Here is a 21,513-nt window from a genome sequence, read left to right as displayed (position 1 = left end):
TCAGACATTCCGCCGCAAGAGCGGCTGAGCCGGAGGCCCCCATCGCGAGCGGTGAGGTCCTACCCTCCCCGGGCCCTCGGTCGAGACGCGAACTTCAATGGTTCACCAGCCGGCCCGGCGGCCAACAAGCAGACATTCCGCCGCAAGAGCGGCTGAGCCGGAGGCCCCCATCGCGAGCGGTGAGGTCCTACCCTCCCCGGGCCCTCGGTCGAGACGCGAACTTCAGCGGTTCACCAGCCGCCCGGCGGCCAACAAGCGAACGTTCCGCCGCAAGAGCGGCTGAGCCGGCAGGACCCGGAGACTCCCCCGCCCTTCCCTGGGGGCGTCCCCGGGTCCAGTCTATCGCCCGGCACCGACAAAGCCGCCCGAAACCGCTTCGGGCGGCTTGCTTGTCCATATCACGGGGAGGCTGTGGACAAGCCGTCAGGGCGAGAACTCGCCGAGGTGGTCCAGCACCACGAACTCACTCCCCGGACTCGCCGCCACCACCGCCTTCCGCAGCACCTCCAGCCCCCCGTTCGGGTCGTGGGCTTGGCCCAGCGGCAGGTCGAAATCATCCCAATGCGTCGCCGCCACGAAGCGGGGGTTTCCCAGAATCCGCAGCAGCCGGGGCACGTAATCCGTCACCTTCGCTCCGCCCGGCGGGAGCAGCACCACGTCCGGGCGCAGGCCCGCCAGCTCGGACTCGATGTAGTTCGAGCCCCCGAAGTCCAGCACGCTCGCCCCGCCGCCGGACACCGCGTACGCCAGCGTGCCGCCCTCCAGCAGGTCCGAGATCACCCGCGGGCGGTCGCAGCGGGACAGCGGGCGTGTTCCCGGGAACGCCACCCGGGCCCTCGTCCCCGTCGCCGAATGCAACGATCGCAACACCCGGATCGAGTATCCGTCGAACGTCAGGTCCTCGCCGCCAGTTGCGATTGCCAGCTGGTCCTCCGGGGCGCCCAGCGCCGCCATGAGACTCAAATGCGTCTCGGTGCCGAGCACCGTCGCCCCCGTGCGGCGCGCCAGGTACGGGACGTCCGTCAGGTGGTCGTAGTGGCCGTGCGTCACCAGGATGTGGTCCGCGTGGAGGAAACCGCGGTCGAGGTATCCGTCGATCAGTGCCTCGTTGACCGAGAGCGGCGTCCGGGGATCCGCGCCGGCCGACGTGTACGTGCCTGTCTTGAACCTCGTCAGCCACGGGTCGATGAGGATCGTCTTCGTCCCGATGCGGATCTCCCAGCCGTTGTTTCCCCACCAGCGCAACGTCATCCCGGAAGCCGAAGCCGCGCGGGCGGTCGCCGGTGCGCCCGCGAGGATGGCCGCGGCCGCCGCGCCCGCGCCGAACAGCCCGCGCCTGCTGAATCCTGTCTCCATGGCCGACACCCGACCACGAAGCACCCCGCACTGTCCAAGACACACGCCACCACGAAGTGATACGCGAACGGCTATCGTCGCAGCGTGGACCACCTCCGTTCGCTGCGCTACTTCCTCGTCGTCGCCGAAGAACTCCACTTCGGGCGGGCCGCCGACCGGCTCGGGATCGCGCAGCCGCCGTTGAGCCAGCGCATCAAACGGCTCGAAGCCGAGCTGGGCGCGACGCTGTTCGAACGCGGCCGCCGCGTCACGCTCACCGAAGCCGGCGAAGTCCTCCGCGCCGAAGCCCGCGACCTGCTCTCCCGGTGGGACCGCATGACGGCGCTCGTCGCGAAGGCCGAACGCGGCGAAACGGACGCCCTGCGCGCGGGCGTGCCGCCGGAGCTGCCCGGCCGGCTCCTGGCCGCGATCCTCACGCGGTTCGCCGGCGAATGCCCGGCCGTCCGGCTGGACCTGCAGGAGCTCACCACCGCCGAACAGGCCCGCCTGCTCGCCGACCGCGAACTCGACGCCGGCCTGCTGCAGCTGCCGGTCGACGTCGTCGGGCTCGACCTCGGCCCGGCCGTCGACACCCCGCTCGGCGTGGTGCTCCCCCGCGACTCGCCACTGGCCCGCCGCACCCGGCTGGCCCTCGCCGACCTCGCCGGCGAGGGCTTGGTCCACGCCCCGCGCGCCGCCGCGCCCGGCAGCTACGACGCGCTGCTGCGCACCTGCTGGGACCACGGCTTCCGCCCCGCCTCGATCCGCCACGCCCGCAACCCCGAGTTCGTCCTCGGCCTGGTACTGGCCGGCCACGGCGTCGCGTTCGAACCGGACGTCCGCAAGGAACCACGCGTGGTCTGGCGGCCCCTCGAAGGCGAGGTGCTGCGGGCCCGGACGGCGTTCGCCTGGCCGTCGTCGGACCCGCACCCGCAAGCGGCGAAGCTGGGGGAAATCGCGGCCGGCGTCCTCGAAGACGACGGTGTTTCGCGGATCGTGCCAGAAAGCCCCCGCAGTCCCCGGCCGTGGGACGTCTTCTACGACCGCAGCTGATCGACCGCGGCGCGGGCGGCCGCGCCGATCGCGTGGTCGATGTCCGGGCGCCGCAACGTCTCCGCCCCGCCCACCGTGAACACCGCCACCGCATACGCCGCCCCATCCGGGTAAGTCGCGACGCCGATTTCGTTGCGGATTCCCGGCATCGTGCCCGTCTTGCCCGCCACCGCCACCTCCGGTGGGAAGCCCGCCGTCAGCCGGTGCCAGCTCACCTGGGCCGACATCCACTCGCGGACCGGTGCGCCCACGTCGTCGGCCCAAACCGCCGCCAGCAACGTCGTCATCTCGCGGGGCGTGGTTGCCGACGTCCGCAACGGATCCAACGCCCGCAACGGGCGGGCCGCCGCTGTGTCCTCCATGATCGTGCGCAGCAGGTCACGCGGCGAACCGATCACCGTCGTGCGCGTCAGGCCCAGCTCGGCCAGCAGTGATCGGACGTTGTCCACGCCGACGCGGTCGAACAGCAGGTCCGCCGCGGTGTTGTCGGACACCGTCAGCGCCAGCAGCGCCGCGTCACGCAGGCTGTAGGAGACGTCGTCCGCGAACCCCGCCGAACCGGTGCCGCCCAGGCGGTCCGCCGCTGTCGCGCAGACCCGATCAGTCGGGTCCAGCAGCCCCGCCGCGACCTGGCGGGCGAATTCGTACGCCAGCGGCACCTTCACCACCGACGCCAGGACGACCGGCGTGTCGGCCGCCAACCCCACCGAATCGGCGGAACCGAGACGGTGGGCGTGCAGGAAACCCCGCACGCCCACCGCTTCGAAGAACGCGGAAAGGCTCACCCGGTCATGATGGACCGCAGCCGCCCGACCTCCGCCATTCGCCGCTCGGCGAGCCGGTCGGCCGCCGTCGCCGGGGGCACGCCGTCGGTGTCGGCCAGCGCGAACACCGCCTTCGTCGTGTCGTAGATGGCCGTCGTCTTGCGCTTCGCGCGCTCGAAGTCGAAGCCGTGGCGCTCGTCGTCGACCTGGATGACGCCACCGGCGTTGACCAGGTAGTCCGGCGCGTACAGCACGCCGCGGTCGGCGAGCTGCTTGTCGATGCCGGCGTGCGCGAGCTGGTTGTTCGCCGCGCCGCAGACGATCCGGGCGCCGAGCACCGGCACCGTCTCGTCGTTCAGGACACCGCCCAGCGCGCACGGCGCGAAGACGTCCAGTTCGGCGCGCAGCAGGGTGTCCACATCGGACGCGACCTGCACGGACGGGTAAACCTCGAGCGTGCGCGCAACCGCAGGCGACCAGACATCGGTGATCGTCACCTGCGCCCCCGCCTCCACGAGGTGCCCGACGAGGATGTGCCCGACCTTGCCGACGCCGGCCACGCCGACGCGCTTGCCGGCCAGGTCCGGGCGGCCCCAGACGTGCTCGGCCGAGGCCCGCATGCCCTGGAACACGCCGAACGCGGTGAGCACGGACGAGTCGCCGGCCCCACCGTCCTCCGGCGAACGCCCGGTGACGTACTGGCTTTCGCGGGCCACGACGTCCATGTCCTGCACGTACGTGCCCACGTCGCACGCCGTGATGTAGCGGCCGCCCAGTGACTGCACGAAACGCCCGTACGCGCGCAGCAGCGCCTCGGACTTGAGCGTCTTCGGGTCGCCGATGATGACGGCCTTGCCGCCGCCGAGGTCGAGCCCGGCCAGCGCGTTCTTGTACGCCATGCCCTTGGACAGCGCCAGCACGTCGTCGAGCGCGTCGGATTCGGTGGCGTAGGGGTGGAAGCGCGTCCCGCCCAGTGCGGGGCCGAGTGCGGTGGAGTAGATGCCGATGATGGCCTTGAGGCCGCTGGCCTGGTCGTGGCAGTACACGACCTGTTCGTGCCCGGTGCCCCGGGCGAACACTCCTTCGGTCACGGGTGGTGACTCCTTTGTCATCCGCGCCCGGTTTCGTGGCCGGGACGCGCTTGGCGGGGTGGCCGGGAACCGGCGCCGGGCGGAGGTCGTCCGCCGCCGTGCCGGGTCCCGGCACCAACCTAGATCCCCACCGCATCCCGGACCAGTGGAGGTCCCGCGATACGGACGGGTAGCCGGGGAAGTCAGGGGTCCATAGGGGACCCCGATCAGCCGCGCACCACCGTGCCGAGAGTGCCCATCGCCGTCTCCAGCTGGGTGTCCGAGAGGTACGGCGCCGGCCCGAAGCGCAGGTAGGGGCCCCGGCTGTCGGTGCGGACGCCGTGCCTGGCCAGCGCCGCCTGCAGCCCGGCGGCGTCGGCGCAGCGCAGCGAGAGGAACCCGCCGAGCATCCCGAGCGGTGTCTCGCGGTCGCGGGTGACGACGTCCTCGGGCAGCGCCAGCTTGTCGAACACCGACGCGAGCAGGCCCACCTGGTGCTGGGACACCTCGCGGAGGAACTCCGGGGTGAGCCCGTGCTCGGCGAAGAACCGCTGGACCCGGACGCCGCGGTAGTGGCTCGCCGGGTCGTAGGTGGCGCCGGCGAACCGGTCGCCGCCGGTGGCGTACGGGACCTGCCCGGGGTGGCGCTCGTCGGCCAGTGCGCCGAACTCGGCGTACCAGCCGGTGATCACCGGCCGCAGCTCCTGGGCGTGCGCGGGCAGCCGCAGGAAGCAGTTGCCCTCCCCGAGCTGCAGGTACTTGTAGCCGCCGCCGAGCACCCAGGCGTTGGTGAGCCCGAGGTCGTGCAGCGCGAACGGGACGACGCCGAGCGCGTGGTAGGCGTCGACGACGAGCTCGATCGACCGGCCGCGGCAGACGTCGGCGAGGTGTGCCAGGCCCGGCACCAGCCTCGACGTCTCGAACAGCACCGCGGACACGAGCACGGCGGCGGTGTTGCCGTCGACCTCGCCGGCGACGCGCTCGGCGAGCGTCGTCACCGGCTCCAGCGGCACCCGCACGATCTCGACGCCCTCCTCCTCGAGGCGGGCGAGCTGACGGCGCAGGGTGTGGAACTCGCCGTCGGTGGTGACCAGGCGCGGCCGCCGCGGCAGCTCCATCGCCGAGAGGAAACGCAGCACCAGGTCGTGTGTGCTGGCGCCGAGCGCGTACTCGCCGTGCGGGTCGCCGAGCAGCAGGCGGAAGCCCGCACGCAGCTGGTCCGCCTTGGCGAAGGCGCGGTCCCACTTGCCGTCGACGTCGCGGGCGGCGTCCGTGAAGGACTCCAAGAGCCCCTCCTCGGCGACGTCCGGCCAGGCCTGGTGCGAGTGCCCGGAGAGCAGGAGGCGGTCGGCCACCGCAAACCGGGTGTAGTGCGCGGCGAGGCTGTTGGCGTCCGCGCGCAGATCGTCCAAAGTGGTCACAGTCGGCTCCGTACGGCCCAGAGATCCGGGAACATCGGCTGGAAGAGCGTGGTACGCAGGTAGGTCGCGCCGGATGATCCTCCTGTCCCGGTCTTGTCGCCGATGGTGCGTTCGACCATCTTCACGTGCCGGTAGCGCCACTCCTGCATCCCTTCGTCGAGATCCACCAGACATTCGGCGACGACCGAGGGTCCCCCGTCGTCGCTGTACACGTCCAGCAATATCGCCTGCAGGGCCGGGGACGGCTCCACCGAGCGAGTGACGTCTCGGTCACACTCGACGGCGTAGCCAGAAACCTTGAGATACGCGAGAAAAGAGTCGAACAACGACGGGCGCGCCATCGCTTCGGCAATGCGTTTCCGCTGCTCCCCACCTTCGGGGTAGTGCGCGAACACGCGCTCGTCACGCCGCCCCAGCACCGCCTCCAGTTCGCGGAACTGGGCCGACTGGAAGCCGCTCGAAGCGTCCAAACGGGCGCGGAAACTGGTGAACTGGCTGGGCGTCATGGTTTCCAGCACGTCGATCTGCGCGACGGCGACCTTGAGGATCGTGAGGATCCGGCGCAGCGTACGGATCGAGTGCGCGGTGTTGCCCTTCTCCAGGTTCCGCTGGAGGAACTCGGCTTCGTGCAGGATCTGCTTGAACCACAGCTCGTACACCTGGTGGATCACGATGAACAGCAGCTCGTCGTGCTCGTCGGAACGCAGGTTCTGCGCGTTCAGCACTTCGTCGAGCCCGAGGTACGAGGTGTAGCTCAGGGCTTCCTTGGTCGCTTGGCTGGGTTCGGTCATCCCTTGGTCACCTCGTCGAAATGGCGCTGAGCGGGTTGCGCGAGCGCGGTGTACAAGTCGTGGAACAGCTCGACCGCCGCCGCCCGGCAGTCCGGCGCGGGCACCAGGCCGGCGGGCAGTTCCGGGTCGAGCGACGGGAACATCCGGAAGGTGTGCACCAGCCGGGTGCGCACCTCGAACGCCTCGGCGTCCGGCGGCTCCCGGCCCGCGTACCCGCCGAACTGGCCGACGAACGCGGTGTACCGCGCGGCCAGGTCGTCGAGGTCCCAGGCCCGGCCGGCGAACCGGCGGACGTCCAGCGCGGCCGACGGCCGGCCGAGCAGCAGCCCGGCGTGCTCGGTGACGCCGAGCTCTTCGAGCAGGGCGACGACCTCGGCCTCGCGGTCGTGCGGGGCGATCCAGGTGCCGTCGGAGTAGGGCCCGAACCCGAGGAACCGCAGCCGCCGGACCAGGCGTTCCCTGGCCTGACGGCGGCTCTCCGGGATGCTCTGCCACAGCACGGTCCACTCGCCCGCGGCGCGCTCGCGGCGGCCGAGGGAGAAGATCCGGTGGTCACCGTCGGCGAGCAGTGCGATGGTGCGCCGGGTCAGCGAGTAGTGCACAGTGCGGCCTTCGCGGTGGCGCTGCAGCAGGCCGCGGCGCACCAGGCGGGTGAGCGCGATCCGGGCGGCGCCGTCGGAGAAGCCCAGCTCGGCGAGCACCGCGACCAGGCCGCCCGACCACACCCGGCGGGTTTCGCGCGGGTGCACGTAGCTGCCCAGCAACGTCACGACCAGCTCCTGGGGGCTGGCTTCGAAGGCGTCGGCGGGCATGGGCGTAACTCTATACACCCCAGGCCGCTGCGGTGTAGCTTGATTTGCGTGACGTACTTCGCGGACCTCACCTCGCGGCAGGTCGAGGCGCTCGCTTCGGCCGGGCGCGTGCCGGTGCTGCTGCTCCCGCTGGGCGCGATCGAGCCGCACGGTCCGCACGCGCCGCTGGGCACGGACCCGCTCATCTCGCGCGGCATGTGCGAGCGCGCGGCCGAGCGGCTGGCCGCGGACGACGACGTCCAAGTGCTGGTCCTGCCCGAAGTTCCCTACGGCGTCACGCGGTTCGCGGCCGGGTTCGCCGGCGGGATCCACGTCGGCGAGGAAACGCTGCACTCGCTGCTGGTCGACATCGGCGCGGCCCTGATCGGCCAGCGGCTCCGGCGGATCCTGCTGGTCAACAACCACTTCGAGCCCGCCCACCTGGTGACGCTGCGGCGCGCGGTGGAGACGTTGAACTTCGCCTACGACGGCCGGGTCGCCCTGCTCGACCTGGTCCGGCGGCGGCACGCGCAGCGGCTGACCGACGAGTTCCGGTCCGGCGAGTGCCACGCCGGGCAGTACGAGACGTCGCTGGTGCTGGCCGACCGGCCGGAGCTGGTCGACCAGGCTCTCATGCGGACCCTGCCGCACGTGCCGGTGAGCCTGGCCGCCGCCCCCGAAGACGGGGGTTTCCGGGAGATGGGCATGACCGAGGCGTACTGCGGCCGGCCCGCGGAGGCGACCGCGCGGGAAGGCGAAGAGACGTTCTCGACGTTGACCGACCTGCTGGTGGAAGCGATCCGGGAGCTGGCCCGTGAGTGAGCCGTTCAACCTCGCCACCCGCTTCCTCGACCGGCACGTGACCGAAGGCCGGGGTGACCGGACCGCGCTGCACGTCGGCGACCGGACCGTCAGCTACGCGTCCCTCGCGGCGCTGGCGAACCGCGCGGGGAACGTGCTGCGCGACGCCGGTGTCCGGAAAGGACAGCGGGTGCTGCTGGCGCTGAGCGACGGCGACGAGTTCGTCGCGGCCTGGTACGGCGCCCAGAAGATCGGCGCGGTCACCGCGGAGGTCTACCCGTTCCTGCAGCCCAAGGACTACGCGTACTACCTCGGCTACACCGAGGCCGTCGCGGTGCTCGCCGACGCCGTCACGCTGCCGGCGTTGCGCGCGGCCGGGACGACCGGCCTGCTCGTCACCGGTGTCCCCGAAGCCGAGCTGCTCCCCGGCGAGCGTCCATTCCGGACACTCCTCGACACCGCATCGGAGTCGCTGGAAGCCGCACCGACCACTGTGGACGACATCGGGATCTGGAAGTTCACCACCGGCAGCACCGGCGCGCCCAAGGCGTGCGTGCACCCGCTGCGCAGCCCGAAGGAGAGCTTCGAGCGGTACGCCGTCCAGGTGCTCGGCCTGCGGGAGGACGACCGGGTACTCGCCGTGCCGAAGCTGTTCTTCGGCTACGCGCGGGACCTGGTGGCGCTGTTCCCGTTCGGCGTCGGGGCGGCCGGGATCGCGTTCCCCGAGCGCAGCACCGCGGACCTGGTGTTCGAGCTGATCGCGAAGCACCGGCCGACGGTCCTGGTCAACGTGCCGACGATGATGAGCGCGATGATCGCCCACCCGGCCGCGGCGGAGCAGGACCTGAGCTGCCTGCGGATGACGACGTCGGCGGGCGAGGCGCTGCCTTCGGAGCTGCACCGCAGGTGGGACGCGGCGTTCGGCGTGCCGGTGGTGGACGGCATCGGCTCGTCCGAGGCGTACCACATCTACCTGTCGAACCGGCCCGGCGCCGCGCGGCTGGGCACGTTGGGCACTCCCGTTCCCGGCTACACCGCCCAGGTCGTCGACGAACTCGGGAACCCCCTGCCGGACGGCGAAATCGGGCCGCTGCGCGTGACCGGGCCGACGATCGCGCTCGAGTACCACGGCGACCCGGAGAAGTCGGCCCGGACGTTCGACGGCGACACGCTGACCTCGGGCGACCTGTTCAGCCGCACGCCGGACGGGTACTTCCGCCACCACGGCCGCGCGGACGCACTGCTGAAGGTCGGCGGCGTGTTCGTCGCGCCGGGCGAGATCGAGGACTGCCTGCTCGGCCACCCGGCGGTGGTGGACTGCGCGGTCGTCGGCCACGAAACCGACGGCCTGGTCGTGCCGCGGGCGTACGTCGTGGTGCGCTCGCCGGTGCCGCCCGATGAGCTCAAGAACCACGCGAAAGCCCACCTGGCCAAGCACAAATACCCCCGCGAGGTGGTCTTCGTGACGGAACTCCCCCGCACGGCCAACGGAAAGCTCGACCGGCGCGCCCTGGCGGCCCGCCCGTGAGCCGCCTGGTGGTGGTCACCGGCGGCACCCGCGGCATCGGCGCGGCGATCGCGGCCCGGTTCCGGTCGTCCGGCGACACGGTCCTGGCGCCGGGCCGCGCGGACTGCGACGTGACCTCCGAGGACGCGGTGGCGGCGTATTTCGCTTCGGTGGGCCCGGTCGACGTGCTGGTCAACAACGCCGGAATCTCGTCGAGTGCGCCGGTGTCCCGGACGTCGCTGGACGATTGGCGCTCGCAGTTCGAGGTGAACGCGACCGGCGCCTTCCTGTGCACGCGCGCGGTGCTGGACGGCATGCGCTCGCGCGACCGCGGCCGGATCGTCACGGTGGCGTCGACGGCGTCCCACGTCGGCTACCGCTACACGGCGGGCTACACGGCGTCGAAGCACGCGGCGGTGGGCTTCATGCGCGCGGTGGCGGCGGAGCTGGCCGGCACCGGCGTGACGGCGAACGCGGTGTGCCCGGCGTTCGTCCGCACCGACATGACGGCGACCTCGGTGGAGCGGATCGTTTCGCGCTCCGGACGTTCCGCGGCGGAGGCGGAATCGGCCTTGGCGGCGGCCTCCCCGCTCGGCCGCCTGCTGGAGCCCTCCGAAGTGGCGTTCGCGGTGTCCTTTCTGGCGGCCCCCGAGGCCGCCGCGATCAACGGCCAGACCCTCGTACTCGACGGCGGAGGAATCCAGTCATGAGCCCGTTCCGCGCAACCGCACCGCTGACGAAGGAGTGGGAGCACTTCGGTTTCACGGTGTCCGACGGGGTGGCGACGGTGACGTTCACCCGTCCGGCGAAGCTCAACGCGCTGACGTTCGACGTGTACGCGGATCTGCGGGACCTGGTCATCGAGCTCCCGCAGCACGAGGACGTCCGGGTGCTGGTGATCACCGGCGAGGGCCGCGGGTTCTGTTCCGGCGGCGACGTCGAGGAGATCATCGGCGAGCTGCAGAAGTTCGAGACGGCGGAGCTGCTGGAGTTCACCCGCATGACCGGGGCGGTGGTGAAGGCCCTGCGCGAATGCCCGCTCCCGGTGATCGCGGCGGTGAACGGGGTGGCGGCGGGAGCAGGCTCGGTGATCGCCCTGGCCAGCGACTTCCGGTTGCTGGCGGAGTCGGCGAAGTTCGCGTTCCTGTTCACGAAGGTGGGCTTGGCGGGCGCGGACATGGGCTCGGCGTACCTGCTGCCGCGCCTGGTCGGCCTGGGCCGGGCGACGGAACTGCTGATCCTGGGCGACAAGGTCTCGGCGTCACGGGCGTCGGAGATCGGGTTGGCCTCGCAGGTGGTCCCGGACGCTTCGCTGGCTGCTACGGCCGCCGCTCTGGCCCGGCGCCTGGCGGACGGCCCGGCCCTGGCCTACGCGACGACGAAGGTGCTGCTGACGCGCGAGCTGGACATGGACCTGGGCAGCGCGATCGAGCTGGAGGCGATCACGCAGGCGTTGTTGATGACGGCGAAGGACCACAAGGAGTTCTACGCGGCTTGGTCGGCGGGGCGGGAGCCGCGCTGGACGGGCCGCTGACCCCTCAGGGCACCACTTCGGCCAGGCCGATCAGGTTGCCCTCGCTGTCGCGGAACCACGCCGCGCGCTCGCCGCTGCCCTTGCTCGGGTAGTTGCCGCGGATCTCCATGATCCCGCCGCGCATGCCCTCGTACTCCTCGAACACCACGCCCCGCGAACGCAACACCGCGACCGTCGCTTCGAGGTCGTCGACGTAGAAGCCGGCCTGCGTGAACGAACCGTCGGACACGCCGGCCGAGGCGTACAGGCAGAAGACGCCCGACGCGCCTTCGTACCGCAGGCCGCCTTCGCGTTCCTCGACCGCCTCGAGGCCGAGCTTCTCGGCGTACCAGCGGCGCGCTCGGGCCAGGTCCTGGGTCGGGATGCGGGCTTCGATGCGGACGTTGTTCAGCATCACCCCGATGGTAGGCGTCACCGCGATCGCCGACTCCTCCAAAGAGCCGAAATACAGCCGCCCGTGCCACTCTCGGACGCCCACCAGCATGTGGAACCCGTCGATCTCGCCCCGCAGTTCCGTGGACACCTTGCCGTCCGCGGTGACGCCCAGGACACCCACCTCGCGGCCCGGGCTGGGCTGCAGTGACGTCGGCAGCCGCCGGATGCCTGCCCGCAGGAAACCGGGCAGCCGCCGGGCCACGTCCAGGGCCGCTACGCGCGGCGATGCCTGGGTGATCCAGATCAGCCCGTCCGTGCCCGTCGAGATGTTGTCGGGGAAACCCCACAGGGCGTCGACGAAGACGTCCGCCCGGCCGTCGCCGAGCCACACCCGGGAAACCCGGCAGGCGCCCGTCTCCGCCACCGCCACGAACGATCCGTCCGGCGCGAGCGCGACGCCGTTGGCGAACTGGAGGCCGTCGAGGAGCAGGTCGATCGAGCCGTCCGGGGTGCGGCGGAGCAGCCGGCCGCCCGCCGTTTGCTCGATCAGGTCGTCGCGCCAGTTGTCGATGCCGAACCGGCGGGAGGAATCCGTGAAGTAGATCGTGCCGTCGGGCGCCACCGCCGCGTTGTTGCAGAACACGAAGTCCAGGCCCAGCGCGGACGTCGCCAGTGCCGAAGGCGTGCCGCCGGCCAGCGGGACCGCCAGCAGCCCGGCCCGGGCGTCGCAGATCAGCAGCTCGTCCTCGCCGTACAGCTCCAGCCCGAGGGGGCGGCCGCCCGTGTCCGCGATGACGTCGATCCGCCGGCCGTCCGGCGACAGGCGCAGGATCCGGCCGTCGTCGACGCCGGTGTAGATCCGGCCCTCGGCGTCGACCACCACGTCCTCCGGGCCGTGGCCGTTGACCGGGTAGAGCGTGACATCACCGAACCGCATCGAGCCTCCTACCGGTAGGTGAGCAGCGAGGCCGCGCCGGCCTCGAAGTGCGGGTGCTCGTTGAACGACAGCAGCGTGACACCGCCGCGCCCGGACACCAGCTTGGTGATGCCGCCGTTGACCGTGACGCGGTTCAGCTTGAGCAGCCCCGCTTCCGGAGTGCCCATCAGCAGCCCGCAGATCGTCGCGATCACGCCGCCGGAGGTGAACACGACCGCGTGCTCGCCCTTGCCCAGCGACGCGACCAGGTCCGCCAGCGCGTCCCGGCACCGGGCGAGGAAGGCGGGCCACGTCTCGGCGCACGGCCCGCCGGCCCCCGCCGAAGTCCACGCGGTCAAGGCCGCGTCCAGCACCCCTTGGTACGCGCGCGAATCCTCCTGCGGGGCGCCGCCGGCGTGGTGGCGCGCGATGTCGACGTGGTCGTACTCGTTCCAGCGCGGGTCCTCGACCACCGGGACGTCGCTGCCGAGCACCTTCAGCGCCGTCGCCGCCGTGTCGCGCTGCCGCGCCAGCGTGCCCGACCGGACCTGGCTGAAGGAAACCGCGCGCCGCAGCAGTTCCGCACCGACCACAGTGGACTGTTCGAAGCCGCGCGGGGACAGGGCGTCGTAGTCGGCCGCGCCGAACGACGCCTGGCCGTGGCGGACCAGGTAGATCGCGCCCACTAGACCCGTCCCTTCGCGATGATCTCCCGGCAGCGCCACTCCAGGTACGCGACGAACTGCCAGAAGTCCTTGAACGCCGGGTTGAGGGTGGCGCCGTCGCGGTAGCGCCGGTACAGCTGCTGCAGCACCGCGGCGAGCCGGAACAGGCCGTAGACCTCGTAGAACCGCCAGTCGCCGATCTCGAGGCCGGTCTTTTCGGCGTAGCGGGCGACGAACTCCTCGCGGGTGAACATGCCGGGCAGGTGCGTCGGCTGGCGGCGGCTCGCGTGCATCGCGTCGTCGTCGCCGTCCTGGACCCAGTAGGCGAGCATGCTGCCCAGCTCCATCAGCGGGTCGCCGAGGGTGGCCATCTCCCAGTCGAGGACACCGGTGATGTTCAGCGTCGACGGGCCGTCGAGGACCAGGTTGTCGAGCCGGTAGTCGTTGTGGATCAGGCAGATCTTGACCTCGGCCGGCTGGTTCGCGGCCAGCCACTCGCGCACCTCGGCGAAGTCGCCGACGTTGTCCGTGCGCGCCGCGACGTACCGCTCCGACCAGCCGCGGATCTGCCGTCCGACGTACCCCGCACCCTTGCCGAGGTCGGCGAGCCCGGCCTTCCCGACGTCGACGGCGTGCAGGTCGACCAGCCGGTCGACGACCTTGCCGGACAGCTCGCGCGCCTGGTCCGCGCTCAGCGTCAGGCCCGGCGGGAGGTCGCCGCGCAGGATCAGGCCGTCGAGCTTCTCCATGACGTAGAAGTCGCCGCCGAGGACGGCCGGGTCGTCGCCGAACGCCAGCATCCTCGGCACGTACGGGAACACCGGCTTCAGCGCGTGCTGCACGCGGTATTCGCGCCGCATGTCGTGCGCCGACGCGGCTTTGTGGCCGGCCGGCGGGCGGCGCAGGATTAGCTCGCGGTCCGGATAGGTCAGCAGGTAGGTCAGGTTGGACGCGCCGCCGGGGAACTGCCGGACCTGCGGCGGTTCGTGCCCGAGGTCCTCGACCTTCCCGCGCAGCCAGGCGTGCACCGCGGCCGCGTCGAAGGCGTCCTCCGCGCGGACCTCGACCGGGGCGCTCACGTGAACTTCCGCAGCAGCGCGGCCGGCACGACGCGCATGACGACGCTCAGCGGCACCCACGGCCACGCCGGGACGTAGGCGCGCCGCGGCTCGGCCTCGATCGCCTTGGCCAGTGCCCTGGCGCCGGTTTCGGCCTTGGCCAGCAAGGGGTTCCGGCCGATCCGGTCGTTCATCTCCGACTCGATGTAGCCCGGCCGGACGTCGGTGACCGCGATGCCCTTGCGCTTGAGCTCGACGCGGGTGCCGTCGACGAACGCCGAGATCCCGGCCTTCGAAGCGGCGTACGCGGTCAGCTTGCCCGGGAACGGGCGCAGGGCGCTGAACGACGAGATGACGGCGAGGTGGCCGGCGCCCTGTTCGCGGAAGATCCCGGCGGCCGCCTCGACCTGGGCGGCGGCCGCGACGAAGTTGACCTCCAGGGTCTGGCGGTTGGCGTCGAACCGGCCGGTGCCGACCCGCTGGCCCTTCCCGAGCCCGGCGTTCACAATCACCCGGTCGAGGGACCCCAGCTCGGCGCGGAACTCCTCGAAGACGGCGAACACGCGGTCGTGGTCGGTGACGTCGAGGGTGCGCGTGACGACCTTGATCCCGGGGTGCGCCGCGGTCAGCTCGGCGGCCAGCTTCTCGAGCCGCTCGGTGCGCCGCGCGCACAGGGCGAGGTTGCGCCCCTTCGCCGCGAACTGGCGGGCCATGCCTTCGCCCAACCCGCTGCTCGCGCCGGTGATCAGGATGTTCTGCCGGAGGACCATGGGAGGAGCCTACCCGCTGGTAACAAGACCGGTGGCCCGGCGCTGGGGGCGTCGCCGGGCCACCGGTCATCGCGCGGCCACCTCGGCCGGTCGCACAACTCGGCCGGGTGAACCGGAGCCGGAACCGCTCTCGCGGCCGGTCACACCTGCGCCCGGGTGGGCCGTGAGGGGGAGGCGGAGCCACCGGCGCAGGCAAGTCATACAAGCGCGTCGGCCCAGGCCGGGGCAATGGTTCACAGTTGCCAGTACTAGCCCGTTCGCCCGAGCGGCCGTCCCGGCGGCACGGCCGAAGAGGGGGGCGGAGACCGGGCGGAAAACTGCTAACGTGCTCCGTGTCGGGAATCGTCGGGGGACGGCATGGGGCGGGTCGGGATTTCAGCGATGGCGGGCAGCACGGTGGGTGACGACCAGGAGAGCGGGCGCACCGAATTCGCCATCCGGCTACGCGCGGCCATCGCGACCAGCGGGCTCTCGCTCGACCGGATCCAGGCGCGGCTGCGGGCCCGGGGCGTCGTCGTCAGCGTCACCGCGCTCAGCTACTGGCAGTCGGGCAAGCGGCAGCCGGAGCGGCAGAGCTCGCTGTCGGCCGTCCGCACCCTCGAAGAAATCCTCGACATCCCCGCCGGGTCCCTGCTCGGGCTGCTGCCGCCGCCCCGGCCGCGCGGCGGCGCCGGGAAGCGCCACGCCGGCGGCGAACCGATGTCGTTCCCGCGCCAGGTGCTGCAGCCGCTGCTGGACAAGGTGGGCGCGCCGCACGCGCTCGACCAACAGCAGCCGCTGAAGATGGTCGGGCTGCACGACCTGTGCGAGATCGCCACGGACGGCGGGCAGCGGGCGGTGACCGCGCGGGCGGTGTTCCAGGCCGCCGCCGACGGCCAGGACCGCTGGCTGCTGGTGTACACCCAGGACGACCCCGCGGCGGGCGCCCCCGAGCTGCACGCCGTGCGCAACTGCCGGGTCGGGCGCGCCGAGGTCGACGAGGCCCACGGCCTGATCGTCGCCGAACTGCTCTTCGACCGGCCGATCAACCGGGGCGAGACGCACCTGATCGAGTACACGCTGACCAACAGCGGGCCGCCGTACCCGGAGTGCCGCAACACGCACTACCGCGAGTTCCGCCGCCCGGTGCGCGAATACCTGCTGGAAGTCCGGTTCGCCCCGGGCACCGCACCCGGCCGCTGCTGGCAGTACTCCCGCAACGGCGCAACCGGCACGCTCGCCCGGCGCGCCCTCAAGCTCGACGGCGCCGACGGCGTCCACGCGGTGGTGTTCGACTTCGGCCCCGGCGTCTTCGGCATCGACTGGGACTGACCCGCCGTACCCGGACGGTCGGCTCGCGTACCCAGGCGGTCGGCTCGCCGGCCGACCCTCCGGGTACGCCAACCGGCCCTCCGGATACGCGAGCCGACTCTCCAGGTACGCGGGCCGACCCTTCCGGTACGTCCTCAGGGCAGGTGGGCGGCCGCGAGGGTGGCCAGTTCCGTGCGGTTCGCGATGCCGAGCTTCGCGTAGACGTGCGCCAAGTGGGTCTTCACCGTGCCGCGGCTCATGAACAGGCGGGTGCCGATCTCCGGGTTCGTGCAGCCCCCGGCGGCCAGCTTCACCACCTCGAGCTCCGTCGGCGTCAGGCTGCCCCAGCCGCTCGACGGGCGGCCGCGGCTGCCGCGGGTCCGGCGGACGAACGCCACCACGTCGTCGAGGCCCATCGGCGGCTCGGCCGTCACCAGCCCGAGCGCGTCCAGCTCCGCCTGCTCGAACGGGTTCCGGGGGACGCCCAGTTCCCGCCTCGCCTGGGAAGCCGAGACGAGCACGTGTGCCGCGTCGGCTTCGCGGCCGCTGCGGGCGAGCAAGGCGGTCAGCGCGTCGAGACTGGCCAGGACGCCCAGCCGGAGGCCGTGGCCGGCGCGGAGGCACAGCGCTTCGTGGTGCAGGTCGGCGGCCTGCTCCGGCTCCGCCAGGTAGCCCTGCTGGTCCAGGGCGTCGGCCAGCGGCGACGGCAGGCACCAGCGGCGGGTGAGGTCGACGGCGGTCGCCAGCACCTCCGCGGCCTCCTCGGGGCGGCCGAGGGCCCGCAACAGCGCGCCGCGCTCGGCCAGTCCCTGCGCGGCCATGTACGTCCCCGGGACGGCTTCGCGCTCGAACCAGCGCAACGCGGCTTCGAACTCGCCTCGCCGCCGGTGCAGCTCCCCCAGCACGCGGGCCATGCCCGGCACGAAGACGTCGCCCGCCGCCTCCACCAGCCGCAGGAACGGTGCCATCACCCGGAACCCGGCGTCGGCGTCGCCGGCCACGCAGTGCACCTGGGCGAGCCGGCACAGCGTCGTGTTGACGCGGTGGAAGTCGCCGAGCGGGGCGGCGACGTCGACGGCTTGCTCGGCGAGTTCGCGCGCCCGCGGCAGATCCGCCGCGGCAAGCGCCATCCCGGACCGGACACTGAGGACGGTCGACGCGAGACCGCGGTCGCCCCGGCGCAGCAGTCCTTCGGCCGCTTCGGCGAGCAGCGGTGCCGCCTCGTCGTGGCGATCGCGCGCGAACCGGACGATCCCGCGCAGCATCAACGCGCTGTCCCGCGCGAAGGCGTCTCCGGCGTCCTCGGCGACCTTCTCGGCGTCGAAGGTGACGTCCCAGGCGGTGTCCAGGTCGGTGTACAGGTGCCCGAGGGCGGTCAGGGAGAGGCATCGCGCGCGCAGGCTCGCTTCGCCGAGTTCGGTGGCCAGGTCCAGGCCCTGGCGGGCGGCTTCGACGTCGAACGGCGCCGTGGTGTCGGCGACCAGGCCCATCCCGGTCAGCAGCCGGGCCTGCAGCGGCGTCCGGTCGTCCGGGCAGCGGGCGACCGCGCGTTTCAGGTACGCCAAGCCCTCGTGGCCGCGGCCGTGCAGGTTCCACAGCCACGCCACGGCGGCCGCGAGCCGGCGCCCGCGGTCCGGGTCTTCCTGCGCCAGCCCCCATTCCAGGGCCGCGCGCAGGTTGTCGCGCTCAGGCTCCACTCGCGCCCGCCAGGCGTCCTTGTCGCGGTCGAGGCCGGGCTCGGCGGCCTCGGCCAGGGCCAGGTAGTGGTCGAGGTGGCGGTCGCGGGCGGCGGCGGTCTCCCCCGCCTCCGCGAGCCGGGCCGCCGCGTACTCGCGCAGCGTTTCCAGCAGCCGGTACCGGCCGTCTTCGGCCAGCACCAGGGACTTGTCGACGAGCCGGCCGAGCGCGGGCAGCACGGCCGGGCCGCCCGCCGCGTCGAGGGTGAACCCGCCGGCGAACACGGCGAGCCGCCGGAACACCGCGCGGTCGCCCGCGTCGAGCTGGTCGTGGCTCCACGCGATCGAGCCCTCGAGGGTCCGCTGCCGCGCCGGCGCCCCGCGGGGGCCGCGGGTGAGCAGGGCGAACCGGTCGTCGAGGCCGGCGTCGATCTGGGCCGGGGTCAGCGTGCCGAGCCACGCCGCGGCCAGCTCGACGGCCAGGGGGATGCCGTCGAGCCGGGTGCAGATCGACCGGACGGCGGCCGCGCTGGAGGCGTCCAGGGTGAACCGCGGCCGGACCGCGCCGGCGCGTTCGACGAACAGCGCGACGGCCTCCTCGACGGCCAGCGGCGGCACCCGCCACACCGTCTCCCCCGGCACGCCCAGCGGTTCCCGGCTGGTCGCCAGCACCGCCACCTCGGGGCAGGAGCGCAGCAGCTCGACCGCGACCTCGGCGGCGCCGTCGAGGACGTGCTCGCAGTTGTCGAGGCAGAGCAGGACACGGCGGTCCCGCAGCTCCGTCGCGACCGACCGGGCCGCGCCGGCCCGGGGCTCCACCGGGACGCCGAGCGTCGCGGCGACCTGCCCGGCGACGTCGGTGACGGCGTCAAGCTCGACCCACCACACCCCGTCGGGCCGCCCGGGGTCCGCGGCGACCTGCGCGGCCAGCCGCGTCTTGCCGCTGCCACCGGGGCCGGCCAGCGTGACCAGCCGGGTCCCGGCGAGCAGCCGCCGGACGCCGTCGACCTCGGCGTCGCGGCCGACGAACCCGGTCAGCTGCACCGGCAGGTTGTTCGGGATCGTGTCGAGCGAGCGCAGCGGCCGCGGATCGGGCGCGTCGCCGAGTTCGAAGACCCGCTCGGGCGCGGTGAGGTCCGCCAGCCGGTGGACGCCGAGGTCGTGCAGCGGGACGGCGTCGCGGAGGCCGGCCGCGGTCCGCGCCGACACCAGGACCCGGCTCCCGCCGGCCAGCGCGCGCAGCTGGCGGCAGCGGCGGACGACGGGGCCGGCCGGGGTGCCGTCGTCGTCGATCAGCACGTCCCCGGTGTGCACGGCCGCCGGGCCGCCGGAGAGCGCCGCGAGCGCTTCGCCAGGCGTCGCGAAGACGGCCGGCGGGGCGTCGCCGGCGCAGAGGATCGTGACGGTGCCCGCCGGGAGCAGTTTCGGCTCAGTCATGACCCGGCCAGTCTGCCAGCCGATCTCGGCCAGGTGGCCGATGTTCACCTCCCCGGTACCTGCGACCTTCGGAGCGTGGAGACCTTCGAAGAGGTGCTGGCCCGCTGGAGCGACGCCGACGCGGACGGCGACGCGGAGGCGCTGGCGCCGTTGCTGACCGACGGTTTCCGCGGCGACGGCCCGGCCGGGCGCGTGCTCGGCAAAGCCGGCTGGCCCGGCCGCGTCCCGGCGGGCGCGTTCCGGTGGACGCGCCTGCAGGTGACGCCGTCGGTCGGCGTCGCGACCGGGACCCGCGACGGCGTGGCGTGCACGGTGGTCGGTGAGTGCCGCGAAGGGCGCTGGCGGATCGTCAATGTGCAGCGGGGGTCATGAGAGTTTGTTGCGCAGCACTTTTCCGGTGGCGTTGCGCGGCAGCTCGTCCAGGAACTCGACGTCCCGGGGCACCTTGTACCGGGCCAGGTTCGCCTTGACGTAGTCGCGGATTTCGTCGGCGTCGAGGTCGGCGCCTTCGGCCCGCACCACGAACGCCTTCAGCCGCTGCCCGAACTCCGGGTCCTCGACGCCGATCACCGCCGCCTCGATCACGTCCTCGCGCTCGACCAGGAGGTTCTCCACCTCGATCGGGAACACGTTCTCGCCACCGGAGACGATCATCTCGTCGTCGCGGCCGTCGATGAACAGGAGACCGTCTTCGTCGAAGTGGCCGACGTCTCCGCTGGAGAGCAGGCCGTCGATGATCTCCTTGTGACGGCCGTCGGTGTAGCCGCCGAAGCTGAGCCCGCTGCCGACGAACACGCGGCCGGTCACGTGCGGCTTGGTGATCTTCACGCCTTTTTCGTCGTACAGGGCCACCTTGCAGCCGACCGGCGCGCGGCCGACCGTGCCCGGCGCCTTCGCCCAGTCCTCCGGCGTCGCGACCGTCGCCACCGCGACCTCGGTGGAGCCGTAGAGGTTGTGCACGACCGGGCCGAACGCCTCGTTCGCGCGGTTGCCCAGGTCCGGCGAGAGCGCGGAGCCGGCGACGAAGATGATCCGCAGCGCCGACGTGTCGTACTTTTCGCGGACCTCCTTGGGCAGGTCGACGATGCGCTGCAGCATGGTCGGCACCAGCACGAGCGCGGTGCACCGGTGCTCGGCGACACCGCGCAGCGCCTCTTCGGGGTTGAACTTGCGCCGCATCACGACCTTCGAGCCGAGCGCGAAGGACAGGATGAACTGCGAGAGACCGGTGCCGTGGAACAGCGGCGCGCCCATGTAGGTGGCTTCGTTGGACCGCAGCGGAATCCGGTCGAGGAACTGCGCGGACGCCAGCGCCGAGGTGTGCGGCCGCGGCGCGCCCTTCGGCGTGCCGGTGGTACCGCTGGTCAGGAGCACGAAACCGCCCGGCTTGGCCGGCGCGGGGAACGGCCGGTCGTCGGTGCTGGCGATGATCTCGTCGAGCACCGGGACCGTCCGGCCGGTCAGGTCGGAGCCCGGATCGACCCAGGCGAGGTAGCGCTCGACGCTGTCCGGGATGGCGTCGAGCAGGCCGGTGAACTCCTGGTCGTAGACGAGCGCGGTGACGCCTTCGCGCTTGGCCACGTCGGCCAGCTGCGGCTTCGCGAACCCGGTGTTCATCAGCAGCAGCCGGACGCCGAGCTTCCCGGACGCGGCCATCGTGATGACCAGCCCACGGTGGTCGCGGCAGAGCGCGGCGACCACCTGGCCGGGCCGGATGCCGCGCTCGGACCAGGCCCTGGCCAGCGCGTTCGACTGGTCGTCGAGCTGCTTGTAGGTGAGCGGGCCGAGCTCGTCGACGATGCCGATGGCGGCCGGGTCCCGGCGGGCGGAGATGTGGTTGGCGCCGGCGAACGGGCCGAACTTCCGCAGGGCGACCAGCGAGCGGACGCCCTCGTCGACCCGGGGGAAGGGGACGAGGCCCGCGCGCCGCATCACGTCGACGCTGCGGGCCGTCTCGGCCACCTTGTCCGCCACCTGCGCGGCGAGCTCGACCAGGCTCATCCAGGCACCTCCGTTGCTGCGGGAAGAGAGCTGACGCCGTACCGGCGGTATGGGAGCTACCGGAGAGTAAACCAAGGGTGGGCCGAACGCACCAGCCCGCGAGCGGGCGGAAACCGGGGGTGACGTTCTGGCCGGGGGGACGCCGCCATTCGAGCTGCTGAAATGTCAGCTACCTGAATGTCAGCCACCTCCGGGCGGAGGCGCTGCCACCCGAGCTACTGAAATGTCAGTGGCCTCCGGGCTTCGCCACCCGCACCC

At 72.4% G+C, this 21,513-nt stretch carries 18 protein-coding genes and 2 pseudogenes; 7 read left to right on the top strand and 13 right to left on the bottom strand.

What is annotated here, in order from left to right:
* Nucleotides 1–423: 423 nt before the first annotated feature.
* On the bottom strand, nt 424–1,356 hold the full coding sequence (locus tag AB0J55_RS34425) for an MBL fold metallo-hydrolase (protein WP_364258203.1): 933 nt from the start codon (nt 1,354–1,356) through the stop codon (nt 424–426).
* An 84-nt stretch (nt 1,357–1,440) separates the two neighbouring features.
* Between AB0J55_RS34425 and AB0J55_RS34420 the strand changes: the two genes are divergently transcribed.
* Nucleotides 1,441–2,388 carry a LysR substrate-binding domain-containing protein gene (locus AB0J55_RS34420; protein ID WP_364258200.1) on the top strand — a complete coding sequence of 316 codons (948 nt, stop codon included), beginning with the start codon at nt 1,441–1,443 and terminating at the stop codon, nt 2,386–2,388.
* Here AB0J55_RS34420 and AB0J55_RS34415 read toward each other — a convergent pair.
* The 5 genes from AB0J55_RS34415 to AB0J55_RS34395 form a co-directional block, all read right to left on the bottom strand.
* Nucleotides 2,373–3,173, bottom strand: coding sequence for a serine hydrolase (locus tag AB0J55_RS34415; protein ID WP_364258197.1), 801 nt, complete (start codon nt 3,171–3,173; stop codon nt 2,373–2,375). The two genes, AB0J55_RS34420 and AB0J55_RS34415, sit on opposite strands and share 16 nt — an antisense overlap.
* The gene (locus AB0J55_RS34410; protein ID WP_364258194.1) at nt 3,170–4,243 is read right to left on the bottom strand and encodes a Glu/Leu/Phe/Val dehydrogenase dimerization domain-containing protein; all 1,074 of its coding nucleotides are present in this window, start codon (nt 4,241–4,243) and stop codon (nt 3,170–3,172) included. The genes AB0J55_RS34415 and AB0J55_RS34410 overlap by 4 nt, the downstream gene beginning before the upstream one ends.
* A gap of 206 nt (nt 4,244–4,449) precedes the next feature.
* Nucleotides 4,450–5,643, bottom strand: coding sequence for a kynureninase (locus tag AB0J55_RS34405; RefSeq protein WP_364258191.1), 1,194 nt, complete (start codon nt 5,641–5,643; stop codon nt 4,450–4,452).
* Entirely contained in the window at nt 5,640–6,434 is a 795-nt protein-coding gene (locus AB0J55_RS34400; protein WP_364258188.1) for a tryptophan 2,3-dioxygenase family protein, read from the bottom strand. Before AB0J55_RS34400 ends, AB0J55_RS34405 begins: the two co-directional genes overlap by 4 nt.
* The gene (locus AB0J55_RS34395; RefSeq protein ID WP_364258185.1) at nt 6,431–7,246 is read right to left on the bottom strand and encodes a PaaX family transcriptional regulator C-terminal domain-containing protein; all 816 of its coding nucleotides are present in this window, start codon (nt 7,244–7,246) and stop codon (nt 6,431–6,433) included. The genes AB0J55_RS34400 and AB0J55_RS34395 overlap by 4 nt, the downstream gene beginning before the upstream one ends.
* A 48-nt stretch (nt 7,247–7,294) precedes the next feature.
* On the opposite strand from AB0J55_RS34395, the gene AB0J55_RS34390 reads away from it, so the two are divergent.
* The 4 genes from AB0J55_RS34390 to AB0J55_RS34375 are packed head-to-tail and all read left to right on the top strand — an operon-like array spanning nt 7,295 to nt 11,067.
* A complete protein-coding gene (locus tag AB0J55_RS34390) occupies nt 7,295–8,047 on the top strand; it encodes a creatininase family protein (RefSeq protein ID WP_364258182.1) in 753 nt (250 codons plus the stop codon).
* Nucleotides 8,040–9,554 (top strand): benzoate-CoA ligase family protein, encoded by a 1,515-nt coding sequence (locus tag AB0J55_RS34385; protein WP_364258179.1) that lies wholly within the window; start codon nt 8,040–8,042, stop codon nt 9,552–9,554. The genes AB0J55_RS34390 and AB0J55_RS34385 overlap by 8 nt, the downstream gene beginning before the upstream one ends.
* Nucleotides 9,551–10,243, top strand: coding sequence for an SDR family oxidoreductase (locus tag AB0J55_RS34380; protein ID WP_364258176.1), 693 nt, complete (start codon nt 9,551–9,553; stop codon nt 10,241–10,243). Before AB0J55_RS34385 ends, AB0J55_RS34380 begins: the two co-directional genes overlap by 4 nt.
* Nucleotides 10,240–11,067 (top strand): enoyl-CoA hydratase family protein, encoded by an 828-nt coding sequence (locus tag AB0J55_RS34375; protein WP_364258173.1) that lies wholly within the window; start codon nt 10,240–10,242, stop codon nt 11,065–11,067. Before AB0J55_RS34380 ends, AB0J55_RS34375 begins: the two co-directional genes overlap by 4 nt.
* A 4-nt stretch (nt 11,068–11,071) precedes the next feature.
* Here AB0J55_RS34375 and AB0J55_RS34370 read toward each other — a convergent pair.
* The 5 genes and pseudogenes from AB0J55_RS34370 to AB0J55_RS34350 form a co-directional block, all read right to left on the bottom strand.
* Nucleotides 11,072–11,422 (bottom strand): annotated as a pseudogene (locus AB0J55_RS34370) (VOC family protein); the annotation flags it as partial.
* 54 nt (nt 11,423–11,476) lie between these two features.
* Nucleotides 11,477–12,379 (bottom strand): annotated as a pseudogene (locus tag AB0J55_RS34365) (SMP-30/gluconolactonase/LRE family protein); the annotation flags it as partial.
* An 8-nt stretch (nt 12,380–12,387) separates the two neighbouring features.
* Nucleotides 12,388–13,044: a histidine phosphatase family protein gene (locus tag AB0J55_RS34360; protein WP_364258170.1), complete on the bottom strand. Its 657-nt coding sequence runs from the start codon at nt 13,042–13,044 to the stop codon at nt 12,388–12,390.
* Nucleotides 13,044–14,102: a phosphotransferase family protein gene (locus AB0J55_RS34355; protein ID WP_364258167.1), complete on the bottom strand. Its 1,059-nt coding sequence runs from the start codon at nt 14,100–14,102 to the stop codon at nt 13,044–13,046. Before AB0J55_RS34355 ends, AB0J55_RS34360 begins: the two co-directional genes overlap by 1 nt.
* Nucleotides 14,099–14,851 carry an SDR family oxidoreductase gene (locus AB0J55_RS34350; RefSeq protein WP_364258164.1) on the bottom strand — a complete coding sequence of 251 codons (753 nt, stop codon included), beginning with the start codon at nt 14,849–14,851 and terminating at the stop codon, nt 14,099–14,101. Before AB0J55_RS34350 ends, AB0J55_RS34355 begins: the two co-directional genes overlap by 4 nt.
* A 381-nt stretch (nt 14,852–15,232) precedes the next feature.
* On the opposite strand from AB0J55_RS34350, the gene AB0J55_RS34345 reads away from it, so the two are divergent.
* Nucleotides 15,233–16,162, top strand: coding sequence for a hypothetical protein (locus AB0J55_RS34345; protein WP_364258161.1), 930 nt, complete (start codon nt 15,233–15,235; stop codon nt 16,160–16,162).
* Nucleotides 16,163–16,296: 134 nt separating this feature from the next.
* On the opposite strand, the gene AB0J55_RS34340 is transcribed toward AB0J55_RS34345, so the two are convergent.
* Nucleotides 16,297–19,254 (bottom strand): LuxR C-terminal-related transcriptional regulator, encoded by a 2,958-nt coding sequence (locus AB0J55_RS34340; RefSeq protein WP_364258158.1) that lies wholly within the window; start codon nt 19,252–19,254, stop codon nt 16,297–16,299.
* A gap of 75 nt (nt 19,255–19,329) precedes the next feature.
* On the opposite strand from AB0J55_RS34340, the gene AB0J55_RS34335 reads away from it, so the two are divergent.
* On the top strand, nt 19,330–19,626 hold the full coding sequence (locus AB0J55_RS34335) for a DUF4440 domain-containing protein (RefSeq protein WP_364258155.1): 297 nt from the start codon (nt 19,330–19,332) through the stop codon (nt 19,624–19,626).
* Here AB0J55_RS34335 and AB0J55_RS34330 read toward each other — a convergent pair.
* Nucleotides 19,621–21,255 carry an acyl-CoA synthetase gene (locus tag AB0J55_RS34330; protein WP_364258152.1) on the bottom strand — a complete coding sequence of 545 codons (1,635 nt, stop codon included), beginning with the start codon at nt 21,253–21,255 and terminating at the stop codon, nt 19,621–19,623. The genes AB0J55_RS34335 and AB0J55_RS34330 overlap by 6 nt on opposite strands.
* Nucleotides 21,256–21,513 lie beyond the last annotated feature (258 nt).

The sequence above is a fragment of the Amycolatopsis sp. NPDC049688 genome, assembly GCF_040674975.1.
In the GTDB taxonomy this organism is placed as follows: domain Bacteria; phylum Actinomycetota; class Actinomycetes; order Mycobacteriales; family Pseudonocardiaceae; genus Amycolatopsis.
Note: the sequence above shows the minus strand (reverse complement) of the source record. Positions and strands in the feature narration are given on the sequence as shown.